At 75.5% G+C, this 19685-nt stretch carries 22 protein-coding genes; 11 read left to right on the top strand and 11 right to left on the bottom strand.

Annotated elements, in window-relative coordinates; translation table 11 throughout:
- The first annotated feature begins 228 nt into the window (after positions 1–228).
- The 3 genes from ACI79O_RS17950 (at position 229) to ACI79O_RS17940 (ending at position 3695) form a co-directional block, all read left to right on the top strand.
- A complete protein-coding gene (locus ACI79O_RS17950; RefSeq protein WP_456914822.1) occupies positions 229–1407 on the top strand; it encodes an alcohol dehydrogenase catalytic domain-containing protein in 1179 nt (392 codons plus the stop codon).
- A 137-nt stretch (positions 1408–1544) separates the two neighbouring features.
- Entirely contained in the window at positions 1545–2759 is a 1215-nt protein-coding gene (locus ACI79O_RS17945; RefSeq protein ID WP_456889753.1) for an MFS transporter, read from the top strand.
- Positions 2760–2801: 42 nt separating this feature from the next.
- A complete protein-coding gene (locus ACI79O_RS17940) occupies positions 2802–3695 on the top strand; it encodes an oxidoreductase (protein ID WP_456889755.1) in 894 nt (297 codons plus the stop codon).
- A 5-nt stretch (positions 3696–3700) separates the two neighbouring features.
- Here ACI79O_RS17940 and ACI79O_RS17935 read toward each other — a convergent pair whose 3' ends face one another.
- Positions 3701–5038: a D-arabinono-1,4-lactone oxidase gene (locus ACI79O_RS17935; protein WP_456914821.1), complete on the bottom strand. Its 1338-nt coding sequence runs from the start codon at positions 5036–5038 to the stop codon at positions 3701–3703.
- A 97-nt stretch (positions 5039–5135) separates the two neighbouring features.
- Here ACI79O_RS17935 and ACI79O_RS17930 point away from each other — a divergent pair, with 97 nt between their 5' ends.
- Positions 5136–6341 carry an alanine racemase gene (locus tag ACI79O_RS17930; RefSeq protein WP_456914820.1) on the top strand — a complete coding sequence of 402 codons (1206 nt, stop codon included), beginning with the start codon at positions 5136–5138 and terminating at the stop codon, positions 6339–6341.
- A 104-nt stretch (positions 6342–6445) separates the two neighbouring features.
- Here ACI79O_RS17930 and ACI79O_RS17925 read toward each other — a convergent pair whose 3' ends face one another.
- The 6 genes from ACI79O_RS17925 to ACI79O_RS17900 form a co-directional block, all read right to left on the bottom strand.
- Positions 6446–6835 carry a hypothetical protein gene (locus ACI79O_RS17925; RefSeq protein WP_456889761.1) on the bottom strand — a complete coding sequence of 130 codons (390 nt, stop codon included), beginning with the start codon at positions 6833–6835 and terminating at the stop codon, positions 6446–6448.
- A 50-nt stretch (positions 6836–6885) separates the two neighbouring features.
- A complete protein-coding gene (locus tag ACI79O_RS17920; protein WP_456914819.1) occupies positions 6886–8505 on the bottom strand; it encodes an ABC-F family ATP-binding cassette domain-containing protein in 1620 nt (539 codons plus the stop codon).
- 45 nt (positions 8506–8550) lie between these two features.
- Positions 8551–8763: a three-helix bundle dimerization domain-containing protein gene (locus tag ACI79O_RS17915; protein WP_456873529.1), complete on the bottom strand. Its 213-nt coding sequence runs from the start codon at positions 8761–8763 to the stop codon at positions 8551–8553.
- A gap of 105 nt (positions 8764–8868) precedes the next feature.
- The gene (locus ACI79O_RS17910; RefSeq protein ID WP_456889766.1) at positions 8869–9294 is read right to left on the bottom strand and encodes a DUF1801 domain-containing protein; all 426 of its coding nucleotides are present in this window, start codon (positions 9292–9294) and stop codon (positions 8869–8871) included.
- Positions 9295–9305: 11 nt separating this feature from the next.
- Positions 9306–9431, bottom strand: coding sequence for a hypothetical protein (locus ACI79O_RS17905; RefSeq protein ID WP_456889767.1), 126 nt, complete (start codon positions 9429–9431; stop codon positions 9306–9308).
- 10 nt (positions 9432–9441) lie between these two features.
- Positions 9442–10041, bottom strand: coding sequence for a class I SAM-dependent methyltransferase (locus ACI79O_RS17900; RefSeq protein ID WP_456914818.1), 600 nt, complete (start codon positions 10039–10041; stop codon positions 9442–9444).
- A gap of 61 nt (positions 10042–10102) precedes the next feature.
- Between ACI79O_RS17900 and ACI79O_RS17895 the strand changes: the two genes are divergently transcribed.
- The 3 genes from ACI79O_RS17895 to ACI79O_RS17885 all read left to right on the top strand — a co-directional run bounded on the left by ACI79O_RS17895 (position 10103) and on the right by ACI79O_RS17885 (position 13067).
- On the top strand, positions 10103–10633 hold the full coding sequence (locus ACI79O_RS17895) for a GNAT family N-acetyltransferase (protein ID WP_456914817.1): 531 nt from the start codon (positions 10103–10105) through the stop codon (positions 10631–10633).
- Between the two features lie 39 nt (positions 10634–10672).
- A complete protein-coding gene (locus ACI79O_RS17890) occupies positions 10673–11746 on the top strand; it encodes a winged helix DNA-binding domain-containing protein (RefSeq protein WP_456914816.1) in 1074 nt (357 codons plus the stop codon).
- A 349-nt stretch (positions 11747–12095) separates the two neighbouring features.
- A complete protein-coding gene (locus ACI79O_RS17885) occupies positions 12096–13067 on the top strand; it encodes an aldo/keto reductase (protein ID WP_456914815.1) in 972 nt (323 codons plus the stop codon).
- A 24-nt stretch (positions 13068–13091) separates the two neighbouring features.
- Here ACI79O_RS17885 and ACI79O_RS17880 read toward each other — a convergent pair whose 3' ends face one another.
- Together ACI79O_RS17880 and ACI79O_RS17875 are read right to left on the bottom strand one after the other, a co-directional pair.
- Positions 13092–14057 carry an ABC transporter substrate-binding protein gene (locus ACI79O_RS17880; protein WP_456914814.1) on the bottom strand — a complete coding sequence of 322 codons (966 nt, stop codon included), beginning with the start codon at positions 14055–14057 and terminating at the stop codon, positions 13092–13094.
- Positions 14058–14114: 57 nt separating this feature from the next.
- A complete protein-coding gene (locus ACI79O_RS17875; RefSeq protein WP_456914813.1) occupies positions 14115–14573 on the bottom strand; it encodes a nitroreductase family deazaflavin-dependent oxidoreductase in 459 nt (152 codons plus the stop codon).
- 76 nt (positions 14574–14649) lie between these two features.
- Here ACI79O_RS17875 and ACI79O_RS17870 point away from each other — a divergent pair, with 76 nt between their 5' ends.
- Positions 14650–15204 carry a dihydrofolate reductase family protein gene (locus ACI79O_RS17870; RefSeq protein WP_456914812.1) on the top strand — a complete coding sequence of 185 codons (555 nt, stop codon included), beginning with the start codon at positions 14650–14652 and terminating at the stop codon, positions 15202–15204.
- A gap of 9 nt (positions 15205–15213) precedes the next feature.
- Here the strand turns inward: ACI79O_RS17870 and ACI79O_RS17865 are convergent, their stop codons facing one another.
- Entirely contained in the window at positions 15214–16437 is a 1224-nt protein-coding gene (locus ACI79O_RS17865) for a glutathionylspermidine synthase family protein (protein WP_456914811.1), read from the bottom strand.
- Between the two features lie 10 nt (positions 16438–16447).
- Positions 16448–16831 carry a hypothetical protein gene (locus ACI79O_RS17860; protein ID WP_456873540.1) on the bottom strand — a complete coding sequence of 128 codons (384 nt, stop codon included), beginning with the start codon at positions 16829–16831 and terminating at the stop codon, positions 16448–16450.
- A 129-nt stretch (positions 16832–16960) separates the two neighbouring features.
- Here ACI79O_RS17860 and ACI79O_RS17855 point away from each other — a divergent pair, with 129 nt between their 5' ends.
- The 3 genes from ACI79O_RS17855 to ACI79O_RS17845 all read left to right on the top strand — a co-directional run bounded on the left by ACI79O_RS17855 (position 16961) and on the right by ACI79O_RS17845 (position 19586).
- The gene (locus tag ACI79O_RS17855; protein WP_456889785.1) at positions 16961–17806 is read left to right on the top strand and encodes a formate/nitrite transporter family protein; all 846 of its coding nucleotides are present in this window, start codon (positions 16961–16963) and stop codon (positions 17804–17806) included.
- Positions 17807–17872: 66 nt separating this feature from the next.
- Positions 17873–18793: a KPN_02809 family neutral zinc metallopeptidase gene (gene ypfJ / locus ACI79O_RS17850; RefSeq protein ID WP_456889789.1), complete on the top strand. Its 921-nt coding sequence runs from the start codon at positions 17873–17875 to the stop codon at positions 18791–18793.
- 4 nt (positions 18794–18797) lie between these two features.
- Positions 18798–19586, top strand: a complete 789-nt coding sequence (locus ACI79O_RS17845; protein ID WP_456889793.1) for an enoyl-CoA hydratase/isomerase family protein — start codon at positions 18798–18800, stop codon at positions 19584–19586.
- Positions 19587–19685: the final 99 nt, after the last annotated feature.

The following is a 19685-nucleotide window of genomic DNA, read 5'->3' as shown; positions in this document are numbered from 1 at the left end:
CCATGTAAACACGCCGTGATGGTTTCGTGATCTGAGTCGAGGGGTATCGATACTCCGTTTGGTGGCGTGGGTCACGAGATCGCACGGATGTCGTTCGACGGAGGGTGCACCGGTCCTCTACGGAAGGTCAGGGACGCGCCGCCGAGGCTGCACGACCAGCGCGACGAGCCTCACGTGGGGCAGGAGCCCGTGGCGGAACCCCTTGACGAGGAACTGAGGAGCCCACTCATGCGCGCAGTCACCTGGCACGGACGTGCCGACGTACAGGTCGACACCGTCCCCGACCCGACGATCCAGGAGGACACCGACGTCGTCGTCGAGATCACCTCCAGCGGGATCTGCGGGTCGGACCTGCACCTGATCGAGGTGATGGCGCCGTTCATGTCCAAGGGCGACGTCATGGGCCACGAGCCGATGGGGGTCGTCCGCGAGGTCGGGTCCGCGGTGACCGCCGTCAAGCCGGGCGACCGCGTCGTCGTGCCGTTCAACATCTCCTGCAACACCTGCTGGATGTGCTCGCAGGGCCTGCAGTCGCAGTGCGAGACCACGCAGAACCGCGACCAGGGCTTCGGGGCCTCGCTGTTCGGCTACACCAAGCTCTACGGGCAGGTCCCCGGTGGCCAGGCGGAGTACCTGCGGGTGCCCTTCGGCAACACGCTGCCCATCAAGGTCCCCGACGGGCCGGCCGACGACCGGTTCGTCTACCTCTCCGACGTGCTGCCGACGTCCTGGCAGGCGGTGCAGTACGCCGCGACGCCGCCCGGCGGCACCCTGCTGGTGCTGGGGCTGGGACCCATCGGCGACATGTGCACCCGGATCGCCGCCCACCTCGGCGTCCGGGCCGTCGGGGTCGACGTCGTCCCCGAGCGGCTCGCCCGCGCCACCGCCCGCGGCACCGAGGTGATCCGCTCGACCGACCAGGACGACGTCGTCGCCGAGATCCGCGACCGCACCGACGGCCGCGGCGCCGACGCGGTCATCGACGCCGTCGGTATGGAGGCGCACGGCTCCCCGCTGGCGCAGATCGCCCAGAAGGCCTCCGCTGTCGTCCCGGACGCGATCATGGCGCCGGTGATGAAGGTCGCCGGCATCGACCGGCTGGCCGCGCTGAACACGGCCATCGAGGCGGTCCGGCGCGGCGGGACCATCTCGCTGTCGGGCGTCTACGGCGGGGCCACCGACCCGATGCCGCTGTCGAAGATGTTCGACAAGCAGATCCAGCTGCGGATGGGCCAGGCCAACGTGTGGCGCTGGGTGCCCGACATCCTCCCGCTGCTGGTCGAGGGCGACCCGCTCGGCGTCGACGACTTCGCCACCCACCGGGTGCCGCTGGAGCAGGCACCGCAGGCCTACGCCGACTTCCGCGAGAAGAAGGACGGCGCGGTGAAGGTGCTCCTGCAGCCCTGACCGGTCCTGTGACCGGACCCACCGGCCGCGCGGGGCATGTCCCGCGCGGCCGGTTCCTTGTCCCCGGGTAGGACCCGCACGGACGACGACGTCCGCACGTTCCCGCTCGCCCGCCGTCGTCCCCCTGGAGTCCTCCCGTGCCCCGCGGCCTGCTCGCCCTCGCCATCGGCGCCTTCGGCATCGGCACCACCGAGTTCGTCGTCATGGGCATGCTGCCCGAGATCGCCGACGGTCTCGGGGTGTCGGTGTCGGCGGTGGGTCTGCTCATCTCCGCCTACGCGGTCGGCGTCGTCCTCGGCGCCCCGACGCTCACCGCGCTCGGGGTGCGCTTCTCGCCCCGGCAGACGCTGGTCGCGCTGATGGGCGTGTTCGTCGTGGGCAACGCCCTGTCGGCGCTCGCCCCGACCTACGAGACCCTGGTCGCCGCCCGGGTGGTCACCGCGCTGGCGCACGGCTCGTTCTTCGGCGTCGGCGCGGTGGCGGCCCGCCGCCTGGTGCCACCGGAGCGCGCGACGCAGGCCATCTCCCTGATGATCACCGGCCTGACGCTGGCCAACGTCGTCGGTGTGCCGCTGGGCACCTTCGTCGCCCAGCAGCTGAGCTGGCGGCTCGTCCTCGGCGCCATCGCCGGGATCGGCCTGGTCACCATCGCCGGGCTGCTGGCCTGGCTGCCGGCCGGGACCGGCGAGCGCGGCGACCTGCGCTCGGAGCTGGCCGCCTTCCGCCGCGGTCAGGTGTGGCTGGTCCTGACCCTGACGATGGTCGGGTTCGCCGCGCTGTTCGCCGTCTACAGCTACGTCAGCCCGATCCTGACCGAGCTGGCCGGCCTGCCCGAGGGCTGGGTGACCCCGGTGCTGGCCCTGTTCGGCGTCGGCACGACCGTCGGCACGCTGGCCGGCGGGCGGCTGGGCGACCGCTTCGGGTTCTCCTTCGTCGCCGCCGGCCTGCTGGTCACCGCCGTGCTGCTGGGGGCGTTCGCGCTGCTCGCCCGCACGCCCGCCGCGGCGATCGCCCTGCTGGTGCTCTTCGGCACCGTGGCCTTCGCGATGGGCCCGGTCGTCCAGAACGGCGTCATCGAGGCGGCCCGGGTGCGCGGTGGCAGCCTGGTGTCCGCGGCCAACCAGGCGGCGTTCAACGTGGCCAACGCGCTCGGAGCGGCCCTCGGCGCGCTCGTCCTGTCCCTCGACCTCGGCTACGCCGCGCCGATGTGGGTCGGGGCGGGGCTGGCGCTGGTCGGCAGCGGCCTGGCGCTGGCGGTCCGGCGGGCCGACCGCCGCGAGCGCGCGCGGGTGACCGCCGACGTCCGGCGGTGGCGCCAGGAGGTGGGCGACCGGCTCGACCGGGCCGCCTGAGCACCGCGGGTCGGGCGGCGCCGACCGGGTAGGACGTGGGCCATGACGGTCTTCCACGCCGAGAGGTCAGGGCAGTTCCCGCTGGGGGACCGCACGGTCAACCGGATCGGCCTCGGCGCGATGCGGCTGGTCGGACCGGATGCCCTGGGCCCGCCCGCGGACCGGGACGCCGCCGTCGCCCTGCTGCGCCGGGCCGTGGAGCTCGGCGTCGACCACGTCGCGACCAGCGGCTCCTACGGCCCGCACGTCGCCAACGAGGTCATCCGCGAGGCGCTGCACCCGTACCCGGAGCAGCTGACGATCGTCACCGCGGTGGGCACCCGGCGGACCCCGGACGGCGCGTGGCACGAGGCGCTCACCCCGGAGGAGCTGCGCTCGGCCGTGCAGGACGACCTCGACCACCTCGGTGCCGACGTCCTCGACGTCGTGGTCCTGCGGATGCCCGGCTCCGCCGGGCCCGTGGAGCGCTCGCTGGCCGAGCCGTTCGGGGCGCTGGCGCAGCTGCAGCAGGAGGGCCTGGTCCGCCACCTGGGGGTCTCCCACGTGACGACGCAGCAGTTCGCCGAGGCGCGGGCGATCGCGCCGGTGGTGTGCGTGCACAACCGCTACGACCTGCTGCACCGCGACGACGACCCGATGGTCGACGCGCTGGCCCGCGAGGGCGTCGCCTTCGTGCCCTGCGGCCCGCTCGGCGGGTCCCCGCCGCTGCGCACGGCGGCGCTGGAGACCGTGGCCCGGCGGCTGGAGACCACGCCGGAGCAGGTGGCGCTGGCGTGGCTGCTGGCCCGCTCCCCCAACCTGCTGCTCGTCCCGGGCACCTCGTCGGTGGCGCACCTGGAGGAGGACCTGCAGGCCGCGGCACGGGTGCTCGGGCCGGCCGAGATGGAGGAGCTCGACCGGATCGGCGGCACCGGCGAGCCCGACGTCGACCTCTGAGGCGCTCAGGTCCGCCCGGCGGGCTGCGCGACCGGGCCGAGCACCCGGTCGAGGTGCGCGTTGCCGAGCACGCCGGCGGGGTCGAGCCGGGCCCGCAGCGCGGTGAACTCGCCGAACCGCGGGTACCGGGCGGCCAGCGCGGCCGCGTCCAGGCCGTGCTGTTTGCCCCAGTGCGGCCGTCCGCCGACCGCGGCGGCGATCGCCTCGAACGCCGAGAAGTAACCGCCGGGCTCGCTGCGGGCGGGCACGTGGACGGCGACGTAGGCGGTGTCCCGCCCGAACGCGGTCGACAGGGGGACGTCGTCGGCGGCGGCGACCCGCACCTCGACGGGGAACGGGATGCGCCACGGCCCGGCGTCGACCACCCGGCGCAGCTCGGCGAGCACCCCCGGGGCGGCCGCCCGCGGGACGGCGTACTCCATCTCGCGGAACCGGACCCGCCGGCGCGCGACGAACACCCGGTGGGCGAGGTCGGTGTGGGGGCGCCTGCTGAAGGCGCCGGCCGAGAGGCGGGCGAGGGGCGGGACCAGCGCGGGCACCCGGCGACCGGTCGCGACGACGGCGGCGAACCCGGCGTTGGCCAGCACCTCGCCGTCCCACAGCGCCCGCACCCGGGACGGTGGCGCCAGCTCCGACAGTGGCACCCGGGTGTTGCGCTTGGTCACGCACCGGTCGGTGTGCGGGAACCAGTAGAACTCGACGTGGTCGGTCGAGGTCATGACCTCGTCGAAGGCGGCCAGCAGGTCCGGCAGCCGCGCCGGGCCCTCCTCGGCCCGCAGCGCGAAGGCCGGCACGGCCTGCAGCGTCACCGTGCTCAGCACGCCCAGCGCGCCGAGCCCCACGCGGGCGGCGGAGAAGACGTCGGGGTGCTCGGTCGGTGAGCAGCGCAGCACGGCGCCGTCGGCGGTGACCAGCTCGAGCGCCCGCAGCTGGGTGGCCAGGCCGCCGAAGCGGGCGCCGGTGCCGTGCGTGCCGGTGGACACCGCGCCGGCCACGGTCTGCCGGTCGACGTCGCCGAGGTTGGTCAGCGCCCAGCCGCGCCGGGCGAGCTCGGCGCCCAGCCGGTGCAGCAACATGCCGGCCTGCACGGTGACCAGGCCGGCGTCGTCGACGTCGAGCAGCGCGGCGTGCCGGCGCAGGCTCAGCGCGACGTCCTCGGGCCGGCCGATGCCGCTGAACGAGTGGCCGCTGCCCAGGGCGGTCACGCGGCGGCCCGCGCCACCGGCCGCCCGCAGCTCCGCGGCGATCGCCTCCGTGTCGGCCGGGGTGACGACGGTGAGCCCGGTCGCCCGCTGGTCGCCCGCCCAGTTGCGCCAGGTGCCCGTGCGTCGGCTGCCCGCCACGTCGTCCTCCTCCGGTGTCCGCGGCAGTGTGTCCGGCCCGGCTCCACCCGTCGAGGGCCTTGCCCCGCTCCGCTCCCGCCCGGGAGGCTCCGGTGCCGTGACCGCCCCGGCGCGGGCCCGGCTCGACGCCGCGACCGCCGACCTCGACCCGCCGCTCGCCGTCCTCGACCTCGACGCCCTCGACGCGAACGCCGCCGCGCTGGTCCGCCGGGCGGGCGGGCGGCCGGTGCGGGTGGCGAGCAAGTCCGTGCGCAGCCGCGCGGTGCTGCGGCGGGTGCTGGCGCGGCCGGGCTTCGCGGGCGTGCTGGCCTACTCGCTGGCCGAGGCCCTGTGGCTGGCCGGCGGCGAGGACCCGGTGTGCGAGGACGTCGTCGTCGGCTACCCCTCGGCCGACCGGGCCGCGCTGCGCCGGCTGGTGGCCGACCCGGCGCTCGCCGCCCGGGTGACGCTGGTGGTCGACTCCCCCGACCAGCTCGACCTCGTCGACGCCCTCGCCGCCCCCGGGACCCGCCCGCCGGTGCGGGTGTGCCTCGACCTCGACGCCTCGCTGCGCGCCGGCGGCGGGCGGGTCCACCTCGGCGTGCGCCGGTCGCCGGTGCACGACCCGGCCGGTGCCGCGGCGCTGGCCCGCACGGTGCACGGCCGGGCCGGGTTCACGCTGGTGGGGCTGATGGCCTACGAGGCGCAGGTGGCCGGGGTCCCCGACGCCCCGCCCGGGCGGCCGGTGCGCGCCCTGGCGGTGCGCGGGGTGCAGGCGCTGTCGATGCGCGAGCTGGTGCGGCGGCGCGCCGCGATGGTGGCCGCCGTGTCGGCGGTGGCGCCGCTCGAGTTCGTCAACGGCGGCGGCACCGGCAGCCTGGAACGGACCGCGGCCGACCCGTCGGTGACCGAGGTGGCCGCCGGGTCGGGGCTCTACCAGCCGACGCTCTTCGACGGCTACCGCGCCGTCCGCGGCCAGCCGGCCCTGCTGTTCGCGCTGCCGGTCACCCGCCGCCCGGCACCCGGGATCGTCACCGTGGCGGCGGGGGGCTGGATCGCGTCCGGCCCGCCCGGCCCCGACCGCTCCCCGCGCCCGGTGCACCCGGCGGGGCTGCGACTGCTCGGCACCGAGGGCGCCGGGGAGGTGCAGACGCCGCTGCGGGGTCCGGGCGCCGGCGGGCTCGCGGTCGGCGACCGGGTGTGGTTCCGGCACGCCAAGGCCGGCGAGCTGTGCGAGCACGTCGACGTCCTGCACACGCTGGTCGGCGACCGGCTGACCGGCGCCGTCCCGACCTACCGGGGCGAGGGCCGCGCGTTCGGCTGACGCTGCGGGTGGCCCTCCGTGTCGATCATCGGATGCGTGCACGCGACACGGCCGGACACGCCGCTCGGACGTGCACACACCCGATGATCGACGAGACGCCTTCGTCAATCGGCGTCGTTGGCCAGCAGGGCCCTCGCCTCGGCGGCCTCGTCCTCGGTGAACCCGCCCGAGCCCTCGGGGTGGTGGACCTGTGTGTCGATCCACCGGCGGTGCGCCTCCCACGCCGACTGGCGGGTGGATCCCAACGCCCGGCCGATCTGCGCCCACGACGCACCGGTGGCCCGCGCCGTGCGCACCGTGAGCTGCCGGCCCTGGGCGGCCCGGCGGGCGATGACCTCACCCAGGGCCAGCAGCTCCAGCGCTTCCCCGCGGGTGAGCGGGCGCGGGCCGGCCGGGTCGTCGGGATCGGCCAGCGAGTCGCGGGCCCGCAGCTCGTCGTACCGCCGGACGGCGCTGGCGAGGGTGTGCTGCCGCTCGAGCTCGTCGACGTCCATGCCCCAGCATCCGTCAGGCTGCCCTGACTGTCCAGGCAGCCTGACAGCGGTCAGCGGGCGCGGACGACCCGGGTCTCGTCGAACACCGGCTCGGCCGACTCGTACACCCGGCCGTCGGCGCCGAAGACCAGGAACCGGTCGAACGAGCGCGCGAACCACCGGTCGTGGGTCACCGCGAGCACGGTGCCGTCGAAAGCGGCCAGCGCCTCCTCCAGCGACTCCGCCGAGATCACGTCGAGGTTGTCCGTGGGCTCGTCGAGGAGCAGCAGCGTGGCGCCCGACAGCTCCAGCACCAGGATCTGGAACCGCGCCTGCTGCCCGCCCGACATCGTGCGGAACGGCTGGTCGGCGGAGTCGGTGAGCCCGTAGCGGCGCAGCACCGCCATCGCCCGGCCGCGGTCGACGCCCGGCCGGCCGGGCTCGCCGTGCCAGAGCAGGTCCACCGGCGTGCGGTCGAGCCACTCGGGGTGCGCGTGGGTCTGGGCGAAGAAGCCGGGGACGACGCGGGCGCCGAGCCGCCAGGACCCGGTGTGCGCGACGTCCTGGCCGGCCAGCAGCCGCAGGAAGTGCGACTTGCCCGCGCCGTTCGCGCCCAGCACGCCGACCCGGTCGCCGTACCAGACCTCCAGGTCGAACGGCTGCATCAACCCGGTCAGCTCCAGCTGCTCGGCCATGACGGCGCGCTGCCCGGTGCGGCCGCCGCGCAGCCGCATGGCCACCTTCTGCTCCGGCGGCCGGTCCGGCGGCGGGCCCGCGGCCTCGAACTTCGCCAGCCGCGTCTGCATGGCGCGGTAGCGCGAGGCCATGTCCGGCGAGTTGGCCGCCTGCTGCTGCAGCGTGCGCACCAGGTCGACCAGCCGCTGGTGCTCCTCGTCCCAGCGCAGCCGCAGCTCGGCCATCCGCTCGTGCCGCGCCGCGCGGGCCTCCGGGTAGGTCGTGAAGCCGCCGCCGTGCACCCACGCGGTCCCGCCCTCGACGGTGACCACCCGGTCGGCGACCCGCGCGAGCAGCTCGCGGTCGTGGCTGACGAACAGCACCGTCTTGCGGGTCTCGAGCAGCCGCTCCTCCAGCCAGCGCTTGCCCGGGACGTCGAGGTAGTTGTCCGGCTCGTCGAGCAGCAGCACCTGCTCGGGCCCGCGCAGCAGCGCCTCGAGGGCCAGCCGCTTCTGCTCGCCGCCCGACAGCGTGGACAGCTCCCGATACTTGCACCGGTCGTAGGGCACGCCGAGCGCCGCGACGGTCACCGTGTCCCAGGTGACCTCGGCGTCGTAGCCGCCGGCGTCGCCCCACTGCGCCAGCGCGTCGGCGTATGCGAGCTGCGCGGGCTCGTCGTCGGTCTCCATGAGGGCCAGCTCGGCGGCCTCCACGGCGTGCCAGGCCTCGCGCACGGCCGGGGCGGACAGATCGACGAGGAAGCGCTGCACGGTGGTGTCGTCGCGGACCGAGCCGATGAACTGCCGCATGACGCCCAGGCCGCCACTGCGGGCGACCGCCCCGACCTCGGGCACGAGGTCCCCGGCGATGATCCGCAGCAGCGTCGTCTTCCCGGCGCCGTTCTCCCCGACCAGCGCCGCGCGGGCGCCGTCCCCCACGCGGAAGGAGACGTCGTCCAGCAGCACCCGGCCGTCCGGCAGCGTGTGCCGGACCCCGCTCACGTCGACGGAACCCACCCGGTCATCGTCGGCGACGGGGCAAGCGGATTCAGCCGACGGCTCTCAGCGGACCGATTCCAGGCGGGTGCGCGCCAGCCGCTCGACCAGCTCGGGCAGCGCGGTGACCGGGACGCCGCTGAGGTCGCGGCGGCAGGACGCCACGACCGAGCCCACGACGTGCGGTCGCACCCGCGGACGGAACTCCTCCACGAGACGGGCGACCGCCTCGACGACGGACGTGTCGACGGCGGGAGCGTGCTCGGTGCTCGCGGTCATGCGCAGGCGCGCCCTCTCGTCCGTTGCGGTTCCGTTACTCCCCGTGGGACCAGACTGGCCCTCCTGTCCCAGCGGCACCAGGGACCAAGGTCCACCCGGCGGCGATCAGATCGAGAAGTAGGCGTTGTCGCCGGCCGCGGTGACCGCCGCGGCGTCGCGGACCAGCGCGCTCAGCTCCCCCGCGTCGACGCGGTCGAGGGAGGTGAACCGGACGCAGCTGCGACCGCACGAGACCCTCCCCAGCCGCTCGGCGCGCGTCTCGGGCAGGTACTGCCCGTCGACGACGGCGCAGACGTACAGCGACAGGTGCCGCTTCTGCGCCGCGAGGGCGACCAGCGGCCACGACGTCGTCTCCTTCGCCGACCGCGGCCGGTAGGGCATCAGCCCGTAGCCGAGCACCCGCCCGGAGCCCGCGGGCACGAGCTGCCGGTCGAGCCCGGGCGCGGCCTCCCGCACGAGCGCGTCGACGCGGCGCAGCTCGTCGGCCCGCGGACCGGCCGCGGCGAACCACTCCTCGATCGGGTCGGTCACGGCAGACCTCCTCACTGCAGGACGAGGCTGAGCACGGTGGCGCCCGCGGCCACCACCAGCGCGACGACGACGACGATGGCCACCAGCCGCCGTCGCCGCTCGGCTCCCGGACCGCCGGCCCCGCCCATCCCCATCACGCCCGCGACGCTACCGGCCGGAGCCGACGGATCGGCCCGGTCGCCGGCCCCACAGCAGGGTGTCCAGGGCGGTGCCGGCCGGGGTCTCCCGGCGCACCTGCTCGAGCCGGTCGACGTCGAGCAGCCCGGCCACCGGCGCCAGCCGGGCGGCGCTGTGCAGGATCGCGGGGTCCTGCGGCCCGCCGACGCCGTGCGCGAGGTTGTCGACGTCGTGGCCGAGCAGCAGGAACCGCCCGCCGGGCCGCAGCCAGCCGACGGCGCGCCGCAGCAGGTCGGTCATCGCCGGGTCCGGCAGGTGCAGGTAGGCGACCAGCACGAGGTCGGTCGATCCGGGCGGCGCCGACCAGGTGGTCACGTCGGCGGTCACCCAGGTGACCCGGTCGGCGCCGGACTGGGCCTGCCCGCGGGCCAGCCCGGTGGCGGAGAAGTCGACGGCGGTGGCGCGCCAGCCCAGCCGCGTCAGCCACAGCGCGTGCCGCCCCTCCCCCGCGGCCAGGTCGACCGCGTCGCCCGACGGCAGGTCCCCCACGAGCTCGGCGACCAGCGGGTTGGGCTCCCCCGACCACTGCTGCCGCTCGGCGTAGCGCGCGTCCCAGTCCTCCGCCTGCACGGGCGGCAGTCTGTCAGCGCCGCGGGTGCGGGCGGTGCGGGCCCGGGCCACGCTGGCACGGGTGGACACCGTCCGGCTGGTCCCGTTCGAGCCGGAGCACCTGCCCGGGGTGCTGCCGTGGTTCGACGACGCGGAGACCCGGCGCCGGCTGGGCGGGCGGGACTGGCCCGCCCGGGAGCTGGCGCTGCGCAGCACCGTGTGGACCGACGAGTTCCGCGGCCGGCGGGTGCTGCGCTCGTGCGCCTTCGTCGCCCTCGACGGCGACGGCGTGGTGGTCGCGCAGGTCGGCGGCGACGTCTACGACCGCTGGACGGAGTGGGACCCGGCGGCCGAGCGGGTCCTGTCCACCGACCCCCGGCGCACGATGGGCGCGGCCTACGTCGTCGCCCCGTCCCGCCGCGGCCGCGGGATCGGCGCGGCCACGCTGCGGGCCCTGGTCGCAGCACCTGCGACCGCCGACGTCGAGCAGTTCGTCCTCGGCATCGAGCCGGACAACACCGCCAGCCTGCGCGCGGCGGCCGCCGCCGGGTTCACGCCGCTGACCACCGAGCCCGACGCGGAGGACATGGTCCACCTGCACCTCGTGCGCTGACCGCGCCGGTGCGTCGGTGCCCCGTGGCAGGGTCGCGCCATGACGACGCCGTCGGTCCCGCTGAGCGAGGTCGCGCTGCTGCGGCTGGTGGCCCAGCGGGTGGCCGGTGCGCCGTTCCCCGATGCCGCGGCCGCCGTCCGCGGGCTGCTCGCCGTCCAGGGGCAGGACTGGCCGGGCGCGGTGACGTCGGTGGCGCTGCGCACCGCCGACCGGTCGCGGGCCGGGGTCGAGGCGGCGCTGGAGACCGGCGCCGTCGTCCGCTCGTGGCCGATGCGCGGCACCCTGCACCTCACCGCCGCCGAGGACCTGCACTGGATGCTCGACCTGCTCGGCGCCCGCCCGCTCGCGGGCGCGGCCAGGCGACGGGCGGTCGTCGGGCTCACCGAGGCCGACCTCGAGCGCTCGCGGGGGACGGCCGTGGCCGCGCTCACCGGCGGGCGGCGGCTGGGCCGGCGGGAGCTGCTGGCCGCGCTGGCCGAGGGCGGCTGTGACGTCGCGGGCCAGAAGGGCTACCACACGCTGTGGTACCTCGCGCAGACCGGGACGCTGGTCCTCGGCCCGCCCGAGGGCGGCGACCAGGCGTTCGTGCTGCTCGACGAGTGGGTGCCGCGGCCCCGGCGGCTCACCGGCGAGGAGGCCCGGGGGGAGCTGGCGCTGCGCTTCTTCACCGGGCACGGGCCGGCCACCGTCGCCGACCTGGTCCGCTGGGCGGGGACGACGGTGCGCGACGTCCGGGCCGGCCTCGCGCTGGTGCGCGACCGGCTGGCGGCGGTCGACGTCGACGGCACCGAGATGCTGATGGACCCCGAGACCCCCGACCGGCTGGCCGCCTGTCGCGCCGAGGCCGAGGGCGTGCACCTGCTCCCCGGCTTCGACGAGGTGGTGCTGGGCTACGCCGACCGCACCTGCACCGTGCCCGCCGAGCACGCCGACCGGATCGTCCCGGGCGGCAACGGTGTCTTCCGCCCCACCGTGGTCACCGGCGGCTGCGCGGTCGGCACGTGGCGGTGGACGGGCACGGGCGCGAAGCGGACGGTGACCGCCGAGCCCTTCACCGCCTTCCCCGACGGCGTTGCCGAGCGGGTGCCGGAGCTGGCCGCGCAGCTGCCCTGAGCACCGCACTGCCCGCGCAGCTGCCCGGAGCGCCGCACTGCCCGGGCGGTTGCCTTGAGCACCGCACTGCCCGCGTTCCTCGTGCACTGCGGGCGCTGCAGGGCCGGCAATACACGAGGAACACCGGCAACGCGCACCCGGGCGGGCGCGGTCGCAGGCGACCGGCCGCCGCAGGGTCCACGCCGACTCCTGCGGTGCTGCGCGCACTCCTGCGGTGCTGTGACACCGCAGGAGTGTCGAGAACACCGCAGGAGCGCCGACGGATGTCCGCAGGAGCGCCGCCCTCGACCCCGGCAAGGCGCACGTGGGCGCGGTCGCGGGCGACCGGCCGCCGCAGCAGGGTGGGCGCATGCAGTACACGCGGCTGGGCGCCACCGGCCTGGAGGTCTCGCGGATCTGCCTCGGGATGATGAGCTTCGGCGAGCCGGAGCGCGGGATGACCCCGTGGAGCCTGCCCGAGCACGAGGCGATGCCGCTCATCCGCCGCGCCCTCGAGGCCGGCGTGACCTTCCTCGACACCGCCAACGTCTACTCGGCCGGCTCCAGCGAGGAGATCACCGGGCGGGCGATCCGCGCGTTCACCAGCCGCGACGACGTCGTCCTGGCCACCAAGGTGCACGGCCGGATGCGCCCGGGCCCCAACGGCGGCGGGCTGTCCCGCGTGGCCGTCCTGCGCGAGCTCGAGGCGAGCCTGCGGCGGCTTCAGGTCGACCACGTCGACCTCTACCAGATCCACCGCTGGGACCCGCACACACCGGTCGAGGAGACGCTCGAGGCGCTGGACGCGTGTGTCCGCTCGGGCAAGGTCCGCTACCTCGGTGCGAGCAGCATGTGGGCCTGGCAGTTCGCCAAGGCGCTGTCCACCGCCGGCCAGCACGGCTGGCACCGTTTCGTGTCGATGCAGGACCACTACAACCTGCTCAACCGCGAGGAGGAGCGGGAGATGCTGCCGCTGTGCGCCGACCAGGGCATCGGCGTGGTCCCGTGGAGCCCGCTGGCCCGCGGCCGGCTCACCCGCGACTGGGACGAGACGACGCACCGCTCGCGCAACGACGCCTTCGGCAACCGCCTCTACGACGAGCGCAGCGACCGCGCGATCGTCGAGCGGGTGGCCGAGGTGGCCCGCGAGCGCGGCGTCCCGCGGGCGCAGGTGGCGCTGGCCTGGCTGCTCGCCAAGCCGGTCGTGACCGCACCGATCGTCGGTGTCACGCAGGTCGGGCACCTCGACGACGCCGTCGCCGCCGTCGACCTGCACCTCACCGACGACGAGGTCGCGCGGCTCGAGGAGCCCTACACCCCGCACGCCGTCGCCGGGTTCTGAGCCGCCGGCGACGGCGCGGGAGCGTCAGGCCGGCCGGCCGGCCAGCTCCTCGAGGTCGTCGAGGACCAGGCCGGCGCCGAGCGGGCCGAGGCCGAGGAACCAGCGGTCGTCGTCGACGGCGAAGGACCGCCCCTCGGCGACCGCGGGGATCGACTGCCACAGCGGCCCGCCGGTGACCTGCGCGGCAGCCGTCGCCCCCGCCTCCCCGTAGGCGCCGTGGAACAGCAGGTCGCCGTCGGCCTGCGTGACCTGCTCGGGCGAGACCTCGACGAAGGTCTCGGCGGTGCGCTGCACCTCCGGCCGGGCGAAGCCGACGTCGGCCAGCACCGACCCGATGAACGAGCCCTCGCCGTAGAGCCGGACGAGCGTGCCGTCGAGGAACCGGGCGACGCTGACCTCCGTCGCCGCCGGGTCCCCGTAGAGGGCGCCGACCTCCGCGGCCCGGGAGGTGTAGGCGTCGAGCAGCTCCTGCGCCTGCTCCTCGCGACCGAGCGCCTCGCCGGCCAGCAGCAGGTTCTCCTGCCAGCTCTCCCCGATCGTCTCGGCGAAGACGGTGGGGGCGATGCCCGCCAGCTGCTCGTAGACGTCGGCGTGCCGCACCGAGTTGGACAGGATGAGGTCGGGCTCGAGCGCCGCGATGGCCTCCAGGTCCGGCTCGGCGATGGTGCCCACGGCGGCGATGTCGGCGGGGTCGGCGCCGGCCGCCGTCACGAACCCGGGCAGCTCGTCGCTGACGTCGGTGCGGACCGCGCCGACCGGCGTGACGCCCAGCGCCAGGGTGGCGTCGAGCTCGCCGGTGTCCAGGACGACGACCCGCTCGGGGGTGCCGGCGACCTCGGTCTCGCCCATGGCGTGCTCGACCGTGCGCGTCTCCTCGGCGGGCGCCGCCTCGGCTCCCGCCACGGCCTCCGTCGACCCGCACCCGCTGAGCACCGCCACCGCCAGCACCGCGCCGGCCACCCGACCGCGTCCCGTCCGTCCCCAGAGCACCACTGCCCTCCTCCCGGCGCCGGACCGTCCGGCACCGGCAGATGACCTTAGGGAGCCTCACCTAAGACTCCACCGCTTCCGCTCGACGACGAAGACGGGGATCACCCGGTCGGTCCGGCGCTGGTAGTCGGCGTAGGCCGGGTAGGCGGCCACGGCCCGCTCCCACCACTGCGCCCGTTCCTCACCGGTGACCTCCCGGGCCACGCCGTCCCACGGCTCCGGGCCGTCCTGCACGGTCACCTGGTCGGGGTGCTCGCGCAGGTTGGCCACCCAGGCCGGGTCCTTCGGCGCGCCACCCTGGGAGCCGACCATCGCGTAGGCGCCCTCGTGCTCCACGCGCATGAGCGGCTGCTTGCGCACCTTCCCCGTCCGCGCGCCCCGGGTGGAGAAGACCACCACCGGCAGCCCGGTGTCGCGCAGCGTGTTCGCCTCCCGGCCACCGGTGGCCTCGTAGCGCTCCACCTGGTCACGGACCCAGCCCTGCGTGCTCGGCTCGTACTCCCCCTCGAGTGGCATGTCCCGACCGTAGGACCGATGAGTCCGCGACGCCGGGCCGGTCCCCCTCGGCAGACCCCGACCGACAGGAGGCCCCGTGGGCCGGCTCGTCATCACGCAGAACACCACCCTCGACGGCGTCGTGGAGGCCACCGGCGGCTGGTTCGCCCCGCAGGACGACGGCGCCGACGCCAACGACCAGCTCGACGTCGTGCGCGGGCACATGGCCGGGCAGTCGGTGTTCCTCGTCGGCCGGCGCACCTTCGAGGAGATGCGCGGCTTCTGGCCGCAGCAGACCGGTGACACCACCGGCATCTCGGCGCACCTGGACGCGGTGGAGAAGGCCGTCGTCTCCCGGACGCTCACCGAGCCGGGCTGGGCGAACACCACCGTGCTGTCGGGCGACCCGGTCGAGGAGGTGCGCCGGCTGGTGGCCGAGCGCGACGGCGAGGTGGGCGTCACCGGCAGCATCACCCTCTGCCACGTGCTGGTCGCCGCCGGGCTGGTCGACGAGTACCGGCTGTTCGTCTTCCCGCGGGTCCTCGGCCGCGGCCGGCGGCTGTTCCCCGAGGGCACCGACGTCCGGCTCACCGCCACCGGCAGCCGCACGTTCCGCTCGGGCGTCACGCTGCTGACCTACCGGCCGGCGTGAGCCGGGGGCTCAGCGGGCGTCGACGGTGTGCGGGACGAAGAAGCTGAGGTTGTCGGTGATCAGCCCGTCGCTCTCACGGATGCCGAGGCCGGCGGGCTCGCCGTCGACCACCCAGGCGCCGAGCACCGGGTGGTGCGGGCCGTCGACGCCGGCGAAGTCGGGCAGCGGCGCGAACTCCTGGACGACGAACCCCTCGGTGCCGTAGCGGCCCGGCAGCGCCGTCACCACCTGCCCGTCGCGCACGATCTGCACGTTGGCGCCCTCGCGGCCCCACAGCGGCTTGCGCACGTAGTCCCGCCAGCTCGAGGGCATCTCGTCGGCGAAGTAGGCCGGCAGCAGCAGCTCGGAGAGCACGGGGTCGCCGCCGAAGAGCCGCCACAGCACCGGCAGCAGCGCCTTGGTGCTCCACAGCATCTTGTAGACCGGCTCGATCCACGTCGTGCCGCCGGGCCGCGCCGCGTCGGCGAGGACGGCAGCGCCGAACTCGTCGTCGACCAGCCACTCCCAGGGGTAGAGCTTGAAGACGACGTCGAGGTGGCGGCCGGCCGGGTCGTAGAAGCGCCCGTCGCCGGAGTCCAGGGCGATGTCCTCGACGACCAGCTCGACGGCCTCGTAGCCGGCCTGCACCACGGTGTCCATGAGGTAGGCGACGGTCATCCGGTCCTCGCCGGAGGCGTCCGCGCTGCTCCAGGCCAGGTGCACCCGCGGGCGCAGCCCGGTGCGCCGCTCCCAGCGGGTGAGGTTGCGCTGCCAGGCGGCGACCAGCTTCTCGTGCAGCGCGTTCCACTGGTCGCGGCCCTGCCCGGTGAACAGGTGCCAGTTCCACTGGGTGACCGCCGACTCGACCAGCCCGGTCGGGGTGTCGGCGTTGAACTCCAGCAGCCGGGGAGGTCCCGAGCCGTCGTAGCGCAGGTCGAAGCGGCCGTAGACGCTCGGCGGCTCGGACTCCCAGGTGGCGCGGATGCCCGACCGGGCGATGAGCGGGATGCCCATCCGGTCGAACAGGTCGTGCTCGATCACGTGGTCGCCGGCGGCGACGCACATCTCGAACAGCTGGGCGACCCAGCCCTCGAGCCGGGCGACCTCGTCGGAGGTGAAGTCGTAGTACGGGCCCTCGCGCCAGTAGCTGCGCACCTCGCCGCCCGGGGTGGTGGTGCGGTTGTAGACCAGCCCCTGCGCCTCGATCTCGGCCTCCCAGCCGGGCCGGACGACGCCGCTCTCGACGCGCCGCACGCCCCGCGCCTCAGGAGCCCGAGCTGCCGGTGCCGGCGGTGCCCGAGCCGATGCCGCCGGCCACCCGGGTGCCGGCCACCACCGCGCCGGCCGCCGGCAGGCCGTAGCGCTGGCGGGCGACGGTGTCGCGCGGGTCGACGCGGGTGCCGCCGGCGGGCAGCACCGTGCCCACGGGCAGGCCGGTGCGGAAGGCGCCGAGGTAGAGGAAGAACAGGCCGGGGCCGCGGTAGTCGTCGTCGCAGTAGTCGTCGTCGACGATCTCGCCGTCCTCGTCGGTGCAGTAGGCGACCTGCTCGTCGGCCTCGTCGCTGCCGCAGCCGGCGAGGAACCCGGTGGCGGCGGTGGCGAGCACCGTCGTCGTCAGCGCGCTGCGCACCCGGTTCGAGAACGCCATGGACCCCTCCCGCGTCGGTGGACGCCCCGACCCTAGGCGTGTCGTGCCCGCGCACGGCCGCCGGGCGGCGCGGACGGTCCTGTGCCGCTACGGTCCGGGCACCGACGCCGTCGTCCCCGGGGAGGCGCGATGACCGCCAGGGAACCCGCCGAGATCGCCAAGGTCGCCGCCGCGACCGGCGCCAAGAAGGTGCACCGCAGCTGGGACCGGGTGCTGGTCAGCTCCTTCCTCGCCGGCGCCTACATCTCCTTCGGGGCGCTGGTCGCGATCACCGTCTCCTCGGGGCTGGACGCCGACACCTGGGGCACGCTGCCCACCCTGTTCATGGGCGCGGCGTTCACCCTCGGCCTGGTGTTGGTGCTGATCGCCGGCTCCGACCTGGCCACCGGCAACATGATGCTGGTCCCGCTGAGCGCGATGAACGGCAAGATCACCGTCGCCGACGTCGTCCGGAACGTGACGCTGGTGCTGGGCGGCAACCTGCTCGGCGCGCTGTTCGTGGCCTACTTCCTCGCCGTCTCCACCGGCGTCATCGGCGACCCGGACAGCACCGGCAGCGCCGGGCTGACCTTCGCTCGGCTGGCGGAGATCTCCGAGGGCAAGACCTCCCACACCGCGTGGGAGGTCTTCCTGCGCGGCGTCGGCTGCAACTGGCTGGTCTGCCTCGCGGTGTGGATGTCGCTGTCGGCCACGAGCGTCGCCGGGAAGATCCTCGCCGTCTTCTTCCCGGTCATGGCCTTCGTCGCGATGGGCTTCGACCACGTCGTCGCCAACATGTTCTTCCTCCCGGCCGCGCAGTTCGCCGGCGTCGAGGGGGCCAACTGGGGTGACACCCTGACCAACTGGCTGCTGGCGGGCCTGGGCAACCTGGTCGGCGCGGTGGTCTTCGTCGGGACGTCGTACTGGTACCTGTTCCTGCGCGAGGACCGCGACGCCGCCCCGCGCACCGGAGCGGAGCCGGCCGAGCGCGCCTGAGCGGCGGCGTCGCTGCTGAGCCGCTCCCCGGTCGCGGGGCCCGGGAGCCGGTGGCACGGTCGGGCGATGCGGTACAGGGAGGGTGGGCGGCTCGACACGTCGTCGGTCCAGGACCGGCGCGGACGCGGCGGGCTCGGCGGCGGGCGCGGGATCGCCGTCGGCGGCGGCGGGCTCGGCCTGGTCGGCATCCTCGTGATCGTGCTGATCCAGGTGCTCGGCGGCGGGAGCGGCGGCGCCGGTGCCGGGCTCGGGGCGCTCTCGGGCGGCCTGGCCGAGGGCGAGACGGCCGACAACACCGCGCTCGAGCAGTCCTGCGACGACAGCGGCGACGCCAACGAGTCGGTCGAGTGCGCCGTCGTCGCCGACATCGACTCGATCCAGGACTACTGGTCCCTGACGCTGGGCGACCGGTACGTGCCCACCGACACGGTCTTCTTCTCCGGCCAGGTGCAGACCCGGTGCGGCGGGGCGACCAGCGGCTCGGGACCGTTCTACTGCCCGGCCGACCAGCTCGTGTACATCGACCTGACCTTCTTCGACACCCTGCGCACCCAGTTCGGCGCCCAGGGCGGGCTGTTCGTCAACGCCTACGTCATCGCCCACGAGTACGGCCACCACGTGCAGAACCTGCTCGGGACCAACCAGCAGGTGACCCCGGGCGAGACCGGGCCCACGAGCGGCACGGTGCGCCTGGAGCTGCAGGCCGACTGCTTCGCCGGGGCGTGGGCCAACCACGCCGAGACGGTGCCCGACGAGTCCGGCGCCCCGCTGATCGAGGAGATCACCCAGGCCGACATCGACGCGGCACTGGACGCGGCGGGGCGCATCGGCGACGACTTCATCCAGGAGAACCTGGGCGGTGGCACGGTCGACCAGGACGCGTTCACCCACGGCTCCTCCGAGCAGCGCCGGCGCTGGTTCACCACCGGCTACGAGACCGGCGACCCGGCGCAGTGCGACACCTTCGCCACCGACGACCTGGGCTGAGCCGGTGACCGGGACCCTGCGGACCGGCCGCGACGGCGCGGTCGCCTCCCTCACCATCGACCGTCCCGAGAAGCGCAACGCGCTCACCGCGGAGATGTGGGCGGCGCTGCCGGGCATCCTGGCCGGGCTGGCCGAGGACCCGGAGGTGCGGGTCCTCGTCGTCACCGGGACCGGGCCCGTCTTCTGCGCCGGCGCCGACATCGCCGACCTGCTGGGCGGGCCCGACGCCGGCGACCCCATGGCGCACGTGCGCGAGGCCAACCTCGCCGCGCAGGCCGCGCTGCGCGACTTCCCGAAGCCGACGATCGCGATGATCCGCGGCTACTGCATCGGCGGCGGGGTGGAGCTGGCCACCTGCTGCGACCTGCGGTTCACCGACCCGACCGGCGTCTTCGGGGTGACCCCGGCGAAGGTGGGCATCGTCTTCACCCCGACGTCGACCCGCCAGCTCGTCCGGCTGGTGGGACCGGCGACGGCCCGCTACCTCCTCTACTCCGGCGAGCTGGTCGACGCCGAGACCGCACTGCGCACCGGCCTGGTCGACCGGCTGCTGCCCGCCGGTGACCTCGCCGGCGAGGTGCGGCGCTTCGCCGAGGTGCTGGCCGCCCGCTCGGCGCTGACCCAGCGGGCGGCCAAGGAGATCACCGCCGCGCTCGCCGACCGGGACGACGAGGACCGGGTCGAGGAGCTCGCCGGCCGCTGGTACCGGGAGACCGCGGCCGCGGGCGAGCTCGCCGAGGGCGTCGCCGCCTTCACCGAGCGCCGCGCCCCGCGCTTCCCCTGGGGCGGCTGACTCCCCCGGGGGGGGGGGGGGGGGGGGGGGGGGGGGGGGGGGGGGGGGGGGGGGGGGGGGGGGGGGGGGGGGGGGGGGGGGGGGGGGGGGGGGGGGGGG

The organism is Geodermatophilus sp. SYSU D00696 (assembly GCF_054050235.1).
Note: the sequence above shows the minus strand (reverse complement) of the source record. Positions and strands in the feature narration are given on the sequence as shown.